Annotated in this window: 12 protein-coding genes and 1 pseudogene; 4 read left to right on the top strand and 9 right to left on the bottom strand. The window is 38.7% G+C overall.

Annotated features, from left to right (window positions below):
• Positions 1–186: 186 nt before the first annotated feature.
• The 5 genes from aroD to HRJ06_RS11860 all read right to left on the bottom strand — a co-directional run bounded on the left by aroD (position 187) and on the right by HRJ06_RS11860 (position 3,837).
• Positions 187–954 (bottom strand): type I 3-dehydroquinate dehydratase, encoded by a 768-nt coding sequence (aroD, locus tag HRJ06_RS11880; RefSeq protein ID WP_174733138.1) that lies wholly within the window; start codon positions 952–954, stop codon positions 187–189.
• A gap of 271 nt (positions 955–1,225) precedes the next feature.
• Positions 1,226–2,077 carry a YihY/virulence factor BrkB family protein gene (locus HRJ06_RS11875; protein ID WP_174733137.1) on the bottom strand — a complete coding sequence of 284 codons (852 nt, stop codon included), beginning with the start codon at positions 2,075–2,077 and terminating at the stop codon, positions 1,226–1,228.
• 267 nt (positions 2,078–2,344) lie between these two features.
• A complete protein-coding gene (locus HRJ06_RS11870) occupies positions 2,345–2,530 on the bottom strand; it encodes a hypothetical protein (protein ID WP_174733136.1) in 186 nt (61 codons plus the stop codon).
• Between the two features lie 54 nt (positions 2,531–2,584).
• Positions 2,585–2,989 (bottom strand): sporulation protein, encoded by a 405-nt coding sequence (locus tag HRJ06_RS11865; protein WP_174733135.1) that lies wholly within the window; start codon positions 2,987–2,989, stop codon positions 2,585–2,587.
• A 92-nt stretch (positions 2,990–3,081) separates the two neighbouring features.
• Complete coding sequence (locus HRJ06_RS11860) at positions 3,082–3,837, bottom strand: TraR/DksA C4-type zinc finger protein (protein ID WP_174733134.1); 756 nt, start codon at positions 3,835–3,837, stop codon at positions 3,082–3,084.
• Positions 3,838–4,002: 165 nt separating this feature from the next.
• Here HRJ06_RS11860 and HRJ06_RS11855 point away from each other — a divergent pair, with 165 nt between their 5' ends.
• On the top strand, positions 4,003–4,785 hold the full coding sequence (locus HRJ06_RS11855; RefSeq protein WP_174733133.1) for a hypothetical protein: 783 nt from the start codon (positions 4,003–4,005) through the stop codon (positions 4,783–4,785).
• A 91-nt stretch (positions 4,786–4,876) separates the two neighbouring features.
• The gene (locus tag HRJ06_RS11850; RefSeq protein WP_174733132.1) at positions 4,877–5,077 is read left to right on the top strand and encodes a DUF2188 domain-containing protein; all 201 of its coding nucleotides are present in this window, start codon (positions 4,877–4,879) and stop codon (positions 5,075–5,077) included.
• A gap of 133 nt (positions 5,078–5,210) precedes the next feature.
• Here HRJ06_RS11850 and HRJ06_RS11845 read toward each other — a convergent pair whose 3' ends face one another.
• The gene (locus HRJ06_RS11845) at positions 5,211–5,972 is read right to left on the bottom strand and encodes a LysM peptidoglycan-binding and 3D domain-containing protein (RefSeq protein WP_174733131.1); all 762 of its coding nucleotides are present in this window, start codon (positions 5,970–5,972) and stop codon (positions 5,211–5,213) included.
• Between the two features lie 483 nt (positions 5,973–6,455).
• On the opposite strand from HRJ06_RS11845, the gene HRJ06_RS11840 reads away from it, so the two are divergent.
• On the top strand, positions 6,456–7,274 hold the full coding sequence (locus HRJ06_RS11840; protein WP_174733130.1) for an STAS domain-containing protein: 819 nt from the start codon (positions 6,456–6,458) through the stop codon (positions 7,272–7,274).
• 141 nt (positions 7,275–7,415) lie between these two features.
• On the opposite strand, the gene fdhF is transcribed toward HRJ06_RS11840, so the two are convergent.
• The 3 genes and pseudogenes from fdhF to HRJ06_RS11825 form a co-directional block, all read right to left on the bottom strand.
• Complete coding sequence (fdhF, locus tag HRJ06_RS23595) at positions 7,416–9,359, bottom strand: formate dehydrogenase subunit alpha (RefSeq protein WP_338421086.1); 1,944 nt, start codon at positions 9,357–9,359, stop codon at positions 7,416–7,418.
• Positions 9,339–9,497: pseudogene (locus tag HRJ06_RS23590) on the bottom strand (hypothetical protein); the annotation flags it as partial. The pseudogene HRJ06_RS23590 and the gene fdhF, both read right to left, overlap by 21 nt.
• 164 nt (positions 9,498–9,661) lie before the next feature.
• Positions 9,662–11,824: a PAS domain-containing protein gene (locus HRJ06_RS11825; protein WP_174733127.1), complete on the bottom strand. Its 2,163-nt coding sequence runs from the start codon at positions 11,822–11,824 to the stop codon at positions 9,662–9,664.
• 291 nt (positions 11,825–12,115) lie between these two features.
• Between HRJ06_RS11825 and yhfH the strand changes: the two genes are divergently transcribed.
• A complete protein-coding gene (gene yhfH / locus HRJ06_RS11820) occupies positions 12,116–12,250 on the top strand; it encodes a protein YhfH (protein ID WP_174733126.1) in 135 nt (44 codons plus the stop codon).
• The last annotated feature ends 29 nt before the right edge of the window (positions 12,251–12,279 follow it).

Raw genomic sequence — 12,279 nt, 5'->3', positions numbered from 1 at the left:
ATTATAACTGTCAACGGTATCAATGGGGATTAAAGAAAATGACCCCGGTACAATACCGGGATCATTTATTAGCAGCATAGGCACTTTTTATTAAAGTGTCCGAAATATGGGGCCTAGTTCACATTCCGAACCCCTTTTATCTGCAGACTGAAAGCCCTATCTAGGATTAGGGGCTTTTTTCGTTTTTTAATTAATACTTTTATGCAGGATTGATAGAATATTGCGCAGTTCACCGGCATCGATCTGGCCTGGTGCAGAGGCTTTAGCGGCGGCTGAGCCAAAGGTAACCGCAGAGCCGAAAGCTTCTCCTGCTAACCTGCTGATCACTCCTGTACCGGCCATTGACATGGTTATAATTGGCCTGTCTGCATACTGCTCCTTCATCGTTTGCGTTGCATCGAGCAGCGTGATAACATCTGAACTGTTTGATGGCATAACCGCAATTTTAGGCAAGTCCCCCTCCAAACTCTGTGCTTTTCTAAGTCTTTTGATGATTTCATCTTTAGATGGTGTTTGCTGAAAATCATGATTGGAGAGAATTACATATACATTAAAAGAGTGTGCATATTCGATCAATTCTTTTACAACGGACTCATCGCTTAATAGCTCAACATCTATGATATCCGCCATCCCACTACGGACTGCAGCTTTGTTTAAAGCAGAATAAAAGTCGGAACTTACTTCTGTCTGTCCACCTTCTCTGGCACTGCGAAAAGTAAAGATTAACGGCTTTTCTTTTAAAATGTCATGCAGTTGAGCTAAAGCAGAAATGACCTTTTCGATATTTCTAACCTCTTTAAAAAAATCAACACGCCACTCAACGAGGTCTGCATCGATAGTTTTTAACAGCTTCGCTTCTTCAAGCAATTGCTGAACTGTTTCCCCGACAATAGGTACACAAATTTTCGGAATTCCTTTACCTATTGCAACGCCTTTAACGAGTACTATTTTCATTTTACCAATCCCTCAATATCAAGTTTTCTTACTGATCAAACTGATCTAAGAAACAAGGTTTCCTTCTGTTAGTGCTTTGGATAAATTTGATTTAATCGTTATTCCTGAAAAATCGATACCCAGTTCTTATATACGTGTAGATTCGTAATTAGGCCAGGCACAAAAGAGTTGTTTCTATTGTATAAAAGAAAGGGTGATATTGCCAATCATAAATTGGCAGTCTTAAATGGAAAAACTCCGGTTTTCAAACCGGAGCTGAAGGTATTAACTATTAATAAGTTTTAGTCTCCTCGGCATAATGCTCTGAATCTTTTGTATGGCGGTGATAAATAGCATTCACTTCTCCGCCAAGCACAAGGATCAGTCCAGTCAAAAATAACCAAAGCATCAGGATAATAACCCCTCCTAAGCTGCCATAGGTAGCCGAATAATTACCGAAATTACTTACATAATAAGAAAATCCTAGTGAAACTAATTGCCATAATATCGTTGCAGTAATGGCCCCAGGAAAAACATGCTTAAACGGGAAGTCCTTGTTTGGTGCCATCTTGTATAAGACAGATAAAACTAACACCATCACTGTCACTGCAAGCAGCCACCTTAATATCTGGAAAATGATCTGCATATTATCTGGTACATGAAGAATACCCTTTATAAATTCAAGAATGACCCCACCAAATACGGGGAGAACTAAAGCAACAATTAATGAAACGATCAGTCCAAAAGTAAGCAGTATGGATACAAGGCGGGCTTTTATAAATGACCTTGATTCTTCCACCCCATAAGCTATATTCATTGCTCTCATAAAGGCATTAACCCCATTAGAAGCAGACCATATTGTCCCTAAAATACCAAAGGTTAATAATCCGCCATTCCGTTCACTAACAATATTGACAATTATATCAGAAAACATCTCTGCGGACTCTGAAGGCATATATTCTTCTACAAACCCTACTGCTCTGCTCGGATCAATCGAAAAATAAGGTATGATTGATAACACGAGGATTAGCAGCGGGAAAATTGCAAGCATGTAATAGTATGCCTGTTGGGCAGCAAGTCCAGTTGCCCTGTCTTCTTTCATTTCTTTCATTAGCCTTTTACCATAAAATACCAATTTGTTCATGTCCACAACTCCCAGCCTCTGTCTTAACGTTTTACCTATCTCTCCTTTTCCCAAGTTTCTAGCTCCTTAATCTTTTTCCAAGGCGGTTTTCTTAGACATTGGTTTAATTTAACCTGAGGGGGTGATTTCCTTCCAAGGAGCTCGCTTTTTCCTAGGGATGAGGTACTATCACAGGCATTAAGTTGGCTCCTAAAATATTCCCCAACGAAGAAAATAGGAATAGATTGTTGGGGGCTCGCAATTTGGACTCCTGTTTAATTTTTAACATCAGCAATCAATCCTAATTTTCTTTAAAATAAAAAACCCATAAACAGGGTTTTTAGCTAGGATCATTTTCATCAAAGTTCCTTTCCTACTTCTTGTTGGGTAGCTTTTTTTTTCAAGCTGCGAAGAGGTATCCGTTCCGGGTTCGATTGATGGGTTCGCTGCTTGCAGGTTTACTTTTCTTGTCATAGTTTCAGCCTTCTTCAAATCATGCCTTTCCCTTTCAAGCTAACTTCATTCTGGTTAACTTATGATAATTTCGTCCTCGCTGGTTGTATTAACAGCTTGAGGAATTCCCAAGCTCGTTCTAAGAAAGGTTTTCAGATTACCCTTTGTTATCGGATGATTTGCTGAAAGTGGTATTTGAATAGGTATAGACCGTTGCTCTCCAGGATGGATTGTTCCAATATTTCCAAGTTCAACATGGCGGCATTCTTCATCAATAAACGAAAAGTCACTGTCATCTCTCGTTTCCTCCAATGATGTATATAGACTTAACGTAATTTTATTTATGGTCTGCTCTGTGTTCCCTCCATGGATCTTTACCACGCCCTTAATTGTATCTCCAGGCTTGTAAACTTCCTTTGCAATCACCGTTTCCACTTTCGCACTGCCGAAACCAATACTTGATAAAAATTCTTTCCACATTTTCACCACTCCCGATACGTTCTTTTGGGGTTATTTTAGCATTTATAATAAAAAAAAGACAACGCCTTACTGCGGCATTGTCCTTCGAAGTATTAATCCTTTTTCTCTACATAAGGGTCATGCTCAAAGGCAGGGAGGTCGCCAAAGGAAGTCATAATGTCTTCCTCATCCAGCTCTTCCTCATATTTCTCATGTTGCCTATGCGGGTAAACGGTAACTTCTTTTCCTTCTATATCTGTGCCAATGTAATTTTCATAATCCTCAACGTAGCCGATGCTTTCCTCAGATTCATTATACATATCATTATAGTGATCAGGAGGATATGCAAAATCCGAAGGTGTCTCAGAAGTTCCATATGAAGCAACCTCCTGCCAACTATCTTCAGAATCAAGACCAACATTTTCATCCTGTTCATCTTTGTCGAACTTCCCAAACGGCGGCATTAATACGCCTTCCTCAATAGGCCTGTTAGTGGAAATGGTCCGGTCAGGTGTATGGTCAAGACAAAAGCTGGTTTGCGGGATGGCTTCCAAACGTTCAAAAGGTATTTCTTTTCCACATGTTTCACATATCCCATATGAGCCATTTTTAATTGCTTCTAGTGCATGATTTATGTTAGATAATTCATATTCTGCATGTTCATTTAAAGCCAAGTCTTTTTCCCGTTCATAAAGTGCAGTACCTTCATCTGCCGGATGGTTATCATAACTTGAAAGTTCTCCTAATGATTCATGGTAATGTCCCATTTCCATATCAAAGTTATCATTATGCTTAAAGTGCTCTTCCAGTTCTTGTTTAGCATGGGATAACTGTGAACGCAATTTGCCAAGCTGTTCGTTTGTTAACAAGTCAACCTGCTCCCTTCCTAAAGGTTTTATTGTATTATTCGCCAGATGCTGCCTTCTCATGAAAGGTAAAAAGTGTCTTTCAGATTGTTTGGGCTTGTAGCCGGGGACCAAAACGGCTAGCCCGTTCATAATATAATTTATTATCTTGTGAAGGAGGTGTAAGCATTGCCGTTATTCGTAAACAATAAACAAACACCTGGTGTCTATAAGTCTTCAGTTAATGAACGGGATCTTTCCAATCAACAAAAAGTCTTTCGGCTCAGCTATTTAAATGAAATTTTGAATGACCAGCAGGTCCTTAATAAAAAACTTTCAAACTCCGTTGAATCCTTCCAGGCTTCACTTAAGGATAACCATTACAATCAAAATCAACATTTTAGCCGTTTACTTTCTAAGTTAGGTACACAGGAGGATTATTCAACTAAGGTTTTGGACAATATGAAGGTACAAGAGCTAACATCAGTTACTTTAATAAATAAACTAACTGATCTGGAAAGTAATAATAAAACTCTTCTTACTAACTTTGAACAAGGGGAACTGGCCAATACAGCAATCCTAAACCAGCTGAATATTCAGGAGAACTTTATAAGGGATATATTTCGTAAGCTTCAGGATCATGAGCATGTTTCAGCTTCTCTGCTTGACCAGCTGAAAAAGCAAGAAGAAATGAACGAACAAATTTCCAGACAGCTAAGTCTTCAGGACGTTTACCATCAGACGATAATGGAAAGGTTCGATCAACATGATGCAGAAGGAGAAAAAATATCCAGGCAGCTTGACAGCTTGAGGTCCATTTTGTATGAGCGAGCCTCTTATATTACAGCAGTCATAGAAGAAAATTTTAAAAATATAACTAATTACGTTGTTCATTTGCTAAAAAAGCCTTTACCATCAAAAGAGAATGAGAAAAGCCCGACTGAAAAAGAGCAGGAAACAATAAATAAATAAAAAATCTTTTTTTAACAAGTTTTAAATATTCGTTTTATCTCTTTCTGAGACGGGAATTGTAAAGCATACCTTCAGAAAGGGGTGCTTATCAATGAATCTTTATAGTGTTGTACCAGACAAAGACATCACAGGCTGGTATGTCAAATTGGAGGATGTGGCTCCCACTGAATTACATTCAAGCCGATCCGTAGCAATTAATGAAGCGGTTGATTTGGCGAATAAAAATCGGCCAAGCAAAGTGGTTATTCTCGACAAAGATCATAACGTTGATGATGAGCGAACATTTGAATGACAACATTTAGGCACTTCCTACCGGGAGTGCTTTTTATTTTCCTTTACATAACGGGATAGCTTTGAAAGTAGAAATATCTTGAGAAAATAAAACAAGCTGCCTCTAAGGAGGCAGCTTGTCCAATGTTTTTATATTAATTTATAATTGTTACATTAACTTGTTTTCTTCCCCAATCAAGAGCTGAATCTTGGTTCGGAATAAAAACGTCTATTTTATTGCCACGAATTGCGCCGCCTGTGTCAGCAGCGGTTGCATATCCATAACCCTCGACATATAGTTTCGTGCCTAGTGGAATAACAGTAGGATCAACTGCAACAACTTTGGCATCTGGGTTAGCTCTTAGATCGACGCCAGTTGCTGTAGTCCCTGAGCATCCTTCACAGAATGCAGTGTAAGCTGTAGCTTGTACACTCAGTTTTTGTGCAGCTTCTTCCTGAACTGGTGCCTCTGCTGCGGGCGCAGGTGATGATACTGCTGGCTTGGCTTCGACAAGCGGTGCAGTTTCAACATCTAGTTTTTCAATCTTGTTTGCTACTAGAGAATCCTTATAGACAACCAGGTGCGTACCCGGAATAATAATATCTGAATTTAGGTTGTTCCATTCCTGCAGGTCACTTACTGTAACACCATAATTTTTAGAAATGCCCCAAAGTGTGTCCCCTTTAACTACTTTATAATGTTCAACCGGGGAAACCTCCAAGCGATCATTTGGATAAATGATATCACTTGTTAGACCATTCCATTTTTTTAATGCACCTACTGTAACATCATGTTGTTTTGAGATCCCCCAAAGAGTATCCCCTTTTTTTACTGTAACTTCTTCTGCCTGTGCACCGGCAACTGTAGTACCTGAAATTGCCGTTGCAGCAACCAATGATAACAATGACTTTTTCATATGTTTGCCTCCTATCGGCTAATTTTTTTATCACATTGATTATCGTAACATAATTTAAGTGTACAAAAAGAACAGGCACATATTAAATGGATTACGACTATAACGACAGTATAACAATAACATTTCAAATGAACTTACTATTCTGAAAATAGGCTTTATATTTTCCATTATTATAATCCATTTACATATTTAACCTCCATTTATGGAAATAAATTCATTTGCTGGTTTAACTTGGTTGTAATATTAGCTGTAATTAAATATTTGTTATTTATTAACGCTCTGTGAGGTATTGATAAACTCTAAATCACTAGTCAACCACCTAGTATCTGTTTTGACTTTTTATAGGGAAGAGTAATTCGGGTAATTATGTACTTCTAAGGTTATAATCAAATTACAACAACGCTGAACACCATAAAACTTTTGAAACTGTGAGGTTCGTAGTATCATATATAGTAGAGAAATAAACGGAGGATAAGAACAATAATGATAGATGTAGAAATAACAAAAAGTTTGAGCAGTTCTTTGAATGATGACATTACTATAGTGGCCGAAGGGATTCTTGATCTCCTTAAAGACACTTACCCGATTGATAATGAGATCAAGAATGAATCATTGCCTTACTTAATAGAGCTTGTCCAGATGGTAAGTGTGTGCCTTCATAATGTTGAAGTCGGTAAAACCGAAGCCCAAACTTGGGGGAAAAAAATGGGTAGATTATCAGTTGAAAGAGGAACAGCAACACTGGATTCAACCTTGGAAGGAATAACTCTTTACAAAAAAGTTATTTGGACTTATATCTCAAACATGTTAAGTTCACAGGGGCGGTCAAATGACCTTCTAGACGTTTTGTTGGACATTGATGCTATTTTCAACAATATGGTATCTGGTTTTAGTTCAGCATTTACAGAGCAATCTGTTAAAGAAATGAAACTAACCGAGGAAAAATACCTATCTATCTCAGCTCCTATCGTTCCTATTCTTCCCGGTGTCGGGGTACTCCCGCTGATTGGTGATATTGACGAGCGACGAGCGAGAGTGCTACTGGACAAAACACTCATAACTTCAAAGGAACTTAGAATAGAAAAGCTGGTTATTGATTTGTCAGGAACCTTCACAGTCGACGAAATCGTCATTGATAGTATTAATAAGCTAGTTAACAGCCTAAAAATAATTGGGATTGAACCAGTACTTACAGGGATTAGGTCAGAGATCAGCCAGCAGTTTATCCAAAACGGAAAAAGATTCCTCAACATTCCAGTTTACAGGAATATTATGCAGGTTATTCAGACGATTCAACGATAATTCAACTATTGAAACAGCCCGCCTAGTTTAAAAAGGCGGGCTGTTTTTTTCTATTCAAGGTGCTTAGCGCTCAGCAACTTAAGAGTACTTCACCCTAATTGTTTCTGCTCTAAATGTGACCTTTATCTCAGCAGGTTCGCTTCACATCATTTGGTCTACCGTCCCCCCCGCCGGTTTTATATGTACTGCACATGCTTTGAATTCTGCTGTTCCTGAAATGGGATCATATTCGTTTAACGTCAAAACATTCGTAGGCGCTTCAGACCAGTGGAAACTCATGAACACTAACCCAGGGACCACCTGTTCCGTTAATTTAACCTTGACAGTCAAAGTTCCTCTCCTTGAACTCACTTCAACTAAATCTCCTTCGTTTATTCCCAGGGATACTGCATCTTTTGGATGAAGATCAAGAGTTTCTTCAGTTTGCTTAATTTTTACACCTTCAGCATAAAAACGCGTCTGAGTATGCGTATTATAGGCCTCATATCTCCTGCCGGTTGTTAAGATAAAAGGGTAATTGCTATCGGCAATTTCTAATGGAGGTGTATACTTAACTGGTACAAACGGTGATTTGATCTCTCCTTCCGATCCATTATGGAACCTTTCGTGAAGAATCTTTGTTCCAGGATGGGTCACCTCTGGGCATGGATAATGGATTCCATATTCTGCTTCCAGTCTAGAATATGAAATTCCTCCAAACAGTTCCCAAGCCAATTCCCTTACCTCCTCCCAGATTTCTTCACTGTGCTTGTAGGACATTCTATAGCCAAGCCTTGCAGATAGCTCGCATAAAATTTCCCAGTCTTCTTTTGTACCAGGCTGTGCTTCAACCGCTTTCCTTACGCGCTGAACTCTTCTGTCCGTGTTTGTAAAAGTACCATCAACCTCGCCCCAGGACCTGGCAGGCAGTACAACATCAGCAAGTTCAGCAGTATCAGTTAGAAAAATATCCTGTACTATTAAAAAATCCAGTTTCTTAAGTATTGCTTTTGTATGATTCATATGAACATCTGCTAATAGTGGGTTTTCTCCTATAACATAAAGGACCTTCACTTCCCCCTGTTCTATACGTTCCAAGGTTCGTGTTTGTGTATCCCCAGCCTTTTCGCTGATTTTAGTGTTCCATGCTTTTTCATATCTTAATCTGTAGTTTTCATCAGCAATGCTTACAGCACCAGTAAGCTGGTTAGGCAAGCAGCCCATATCACCTGCTCCCTGAACATTGTTCTGACCTCTTAATGGCATAATACCGCTGCCTTTTTTCCCTATTTGTCCGGTTAAGAGGGCTAGATTAGCAATGTCTAAAACATTATTTACACCACAGTGATGTTCGGTAATTCCTAGTGTATAGGCAATCATAGCCCTCTCTGCTCCTGCATATTCCCGTGCAGTTGTCCTTATTTCTTCCGCTGAGATTCCAGTTATTTCTGATGCATATTCTGGAGTATAGATTTCCACACTCCTTTTCAGCTTCATAAACTCAGCAGTATGCTTTTCGATGAAATTTTCTTTATACAACCCTTCACCAATAATTACATTGATCATTGCATTAATTAAAGCAATATCTGACCCAATATTAAGCTGTAAATGGCGCTTGGCGGATTTAACTATATCGATCTTCCGTGGATCAACAACAGTTATTATCAAACCTGACTTAGCCGCTTTCTTTATCTTATTTCCTATTATGGGATGCGCTTCCGTTGTATTAGAACCCATTAACAACAGAAAGTTCGCTTCCTCGATATCATCCAATGTATTGGTTGGAAAGCCACTCCCAAATACAGTCGCCAGACCGGCGACGCTCGATGCGTGTCAAGTTCGGTTACACCCGTCAATGTTATTGCTTCCGATGGCTGTTCTCATAAATTTTTGGGTTATATAATTAGACTCATTCGTTGTACGAGCACAGGCAAACATGGAAATGGCATCTGAACCCCAATTAGTCTTAATCTTGTTAAGCCTAGTAGCGATTAGTTCATAAGCCTCCTCCCAGGTTGACTCCATTAATATTCCAGCCTTTCGTATTAGCGGAACTGATAACCTTTGGGGGGCTTGGACATATTTATAAGCAAAAGCTCCTTTTATGCATGTTTGGCCTTTATTAACAGGGGCATCTTTATCACCTCTAATTTTAATAATCTCATTATCCTTTACTTCAAGGATCAATCCGCAGCCGGTGCCGCAATAACCACAGACTGTTCTTACCTGAACCGCTTCTCCCAACTTCTACGCCTCCCGTAATAGCTATAATGGTACACATGATTTTCATGTCTTCATTATTTTAGTTGATCAAACGAGCGAATTGTTATTGTATTTTTAAAAATATTTGTCTATTTTTAAACATAAAAAATAAACACCATTGAAAGTCCTTCCAATGGTGTTTAAGCTTATGCAGTCTTTGCAGGCAATAGAATCTTAAAGGTTGTTCCCTTGTTTAACTCACTTTCAATATAAACCTTCCCATTATGACTTTCTATGATTTTGAAGCTAACCAGCAGGCCAAGCCCATTGCCATTCTTTTTAGTCGTATAGAAAGGTTCACCGATTTTCGTCAGTGTATCAGGTGGTATACCGACGCCTGTGTCCTGTATCGTGATTTCAACGTTGCCTTCATGAATGAACATTTTAACATCCAGATCTCCACCCTCCGGCATCGCTTCTATACCATTTTTAATAAAGTTCAGGAATACCTGTTTTAAGCGATTTTCGTCACATTCAACTTGAATAATATCGTCATCCGCATCGAAGCTCAGTCTGACATTTCGCTTTCTTGCCTCAAAGTCCAATAGAGAGACTACATTTCTGACGATCGGGATTATGTTTCTCTCCTCTAGCTCTACGGCCTTTGGCTTGGCAAGTACCATAAACTCTTCAACAATATTATTTACTCGGTCAATTTCATCAAGAATGATGTCAAGAAACTCTTTCCTCTGCTCATCTGTTTCATCTAGTTGAAGAAACTCTGCATATCCCTTCATTGACGTAAGCGGGTTACGTATTTCATGGGCTACACCTGCAGCAAGCTGACCGACAGCGGCAAGCTTATCCTGCCGGTGCAGGAGTTCCTCCGTCTGTTTTCGTTCTGTTATATCATTACGGATAGAGAGGTATTGGTACGGTTTACCTTTTTCATTAAGAAACGGAATAATTGTAGTGTCGACCCAATAATAAGATCCATCCTTCGCCTTATTACGAATCTCTCCTTTCCATACCTCACCAGATCCAATAGTCTTCCAAAGCCCCTTAAAGAAGCCCTTAGTGTGGAATCCAGAATTTAACATTCTATGATCTTGCCCAATTAATTCCTCACGGCTATACTTAGAGATTTCGCAAAACTTATCATTGACACTTTTAATGAGTCCCTTTTCATCTGTAAACGCAACAATCGAAGCCTGGTCAATCGCGAACTTATAATCACTGACTTCCTTCATTTTCTCTTTAAGGTCAGCTTTAGCTGTTTTCAGATTTGTGATATCAGAACGAATCGCTACATATTGATATGGTCTGCCTTTTTGATTTAAGAACGGTACGATGGTGGTATCAACCCAATAAAGATCGCCATTCTTTGCTTTATTTCGTACCTCGCCCTTCCAGACATTCCCGGAACCGATCGTTCGCCACATTTCCTTAAAGAATTCCTTTGGATGGAATCCCGAGTTTAAGATAGAATGATTTTGGCCGATCAGTTCATCTTTTGTATATCCGGATATTTGCACAAACTTTTCATTTACGAAAGAAATAATGCCTTTGGGATCCGTAATTGCCACAATCGATGACTCATCGAGAGCAGATGTAATGTCTTTAAGATTTGTGTCAGTTACCGCAAGCCGCTTGCTTATTAATGCACTCGATCCAATTAAACCGCCAAGAATCAGTACAGCGACTAATAAAACGAGCCATGTTATAAAATTTTCCTGAATTCGAATTTGATCAATCGTTCCTGTTTCAAGGGTAAAGATTGTAGCTGCCCTGTTTAATAGGAAGTGTCCTTCCACAATTGCACCCGTAATAATTAGAGCGCTAAGCGGCTTAGTCCACATATAATTTCTCTGCTGGAATCCTCTTGATATATATATGATCCAAAAAGAAAAAAAGAAAGAGCCATAAATAATCAACAGCGAGATTACCAATATAGCTGGCTGGTAACTAAACCCAAGGTTCATTGAATACATGCCGAATACCTGAACCGACAAGACCGCTAGAGTCATAAAAAAGCTGCTAATTAAAATTGCTGAATAATCAATTGCTTTCCCCGCTACCGAATAGAAAGCCATTCCCGTGAACATGATCCCAAGAATAACAGAAAGAATGCTGATAGGGATTTGATAAGTTACTGATGTGTTGATATTCGCAGAGGCCATTCCAAAAAAGTTCATTACCCAAATTCCGATGCCTAATGAAAAAGTTCCACCCAAGAAAAAGAGTCTTTTGTTTCGGTCAGAGCCTTTTATAAGTGTAAATAAATCAATTGCCGTATAAGCTGACATCATCGTTAATATGATCGCAACAATGATTAATACAGGGTTATCCGACATGCCATAGCTTCCCATTTTTCATATCAATCTCCCTATATAGTAGTTCCACTATCTTTTGATTTTAAATGAAAAGAATCCAGATTGAAAGAACATTTGGTGTATCTCTTGTAATAAGTTTGACACATTTCACTAACTTTTTTCAAGATGATTACTAAAAGTAGCTGAAAATTTATCAAATTATAAAAAAACAAAGAAAAATTAAAAAAATTTAAAAAAAGTCTACACAAAATACCTCTTTATGGTTTATACTGTACTACAACAGGTAAAACAAAATATAAACTGTATTATAAAAAGGAGGAATTACTAATGATCAAGAGTCCAGTTGAGTTTTTCAGAAATTTGCCAAAGAAGGTTTGTCCTGAGTGCGGTGAAGGGGTTCATGAACAGGCAGAGTCCTACCTAATGGAATGTGAGCGCTGCCTTGCAAAACGTGAGGAATAACAGTTCCCAGCGTACTAATATAAAAAACA

Origin of the sequence: Mesobacillus harenae (genome assembly GCF_013343715.1) — a bacterium.
Taxonomy (GTDB): Bacteria; Bacillota; Bacilli; order Bacillales; family Cytobacillaceae; genus Mesobacillus_A; species Mesobacillus_A harenae.
The sequence above is the reverse complement of the archived record's forward strand: the minus strand, read 5'-3'. Positions and strand labels throughout refer to the sequence as shown.

Excerpts from the sequence above, each read along its gene's own strand:
- aroD (WP_174733138.1), bottom strand. The coding sequence starts at position 954 with ATGAAAATAGTACTCGTTAAAGGCGTTGCAATAGGTAAAGGAATTCCG.
- HRJ06_RS11875 (WP_174733137.1), bottom strand. The coding sequence starts at position 2,077 with ATGAACAAATTGGTATTTTATGGTAAAAGGCTAATGAAAGAAATGAAA.
- HRJ06_RS11870 (WP_174733136.1), bottom strand. The coding sequence starts at position 2,530 with ATGACAAGAAAAGTAAACCTGCAAGCAGCGAACCCATCAATCGAACCC.
- HRJ06_RS11865 (WP_174733135.1), bottom strand. The coding sequence starts at position 2,989 with ATGTGGAAAGAATTTTTATCAAGTATTGGTTTCGGCAGTGCGAAAGTG.
- HRJ06_RS11850 (WP_174733132.1), top strand. The coding sequence starts at position 4,877 with ATGAATCTTTATAGTGTTGTACCAGACAAAGACATCACAGGCTGGTAT.
- HRJ06_RS11845 (WP_174733131.1), bottom strand. The coding sequence starts at position 5,972 with ATGAAAAAGTCATTGTTATCATTGGTTGCTGCAACGGCAATTTCAGGT.
- HRJ06_RS11840 (WP_174733130.1), top strand. The coding sequence starts at position 6,456 with ATGATAGATGTAGAAATAACAAAAAGTTTGAGCAGTTCTTTGAATGAT.
- HRJ06_RS11825 (WP_174733127.1), bottom strand. The coding sequence starts at position 11,824 with ATGGGAAGCTATGGCATGTCGGATAACCCTGTATTAATCATTGTTGCG.
- yhfH (WP_174733126.1), top strand. The coding sequence starts at position 12,116 with ATGATCAAGAGTCCAGTTGAGTTTTTCAGAAATTTGCCAAAGAAGGTT.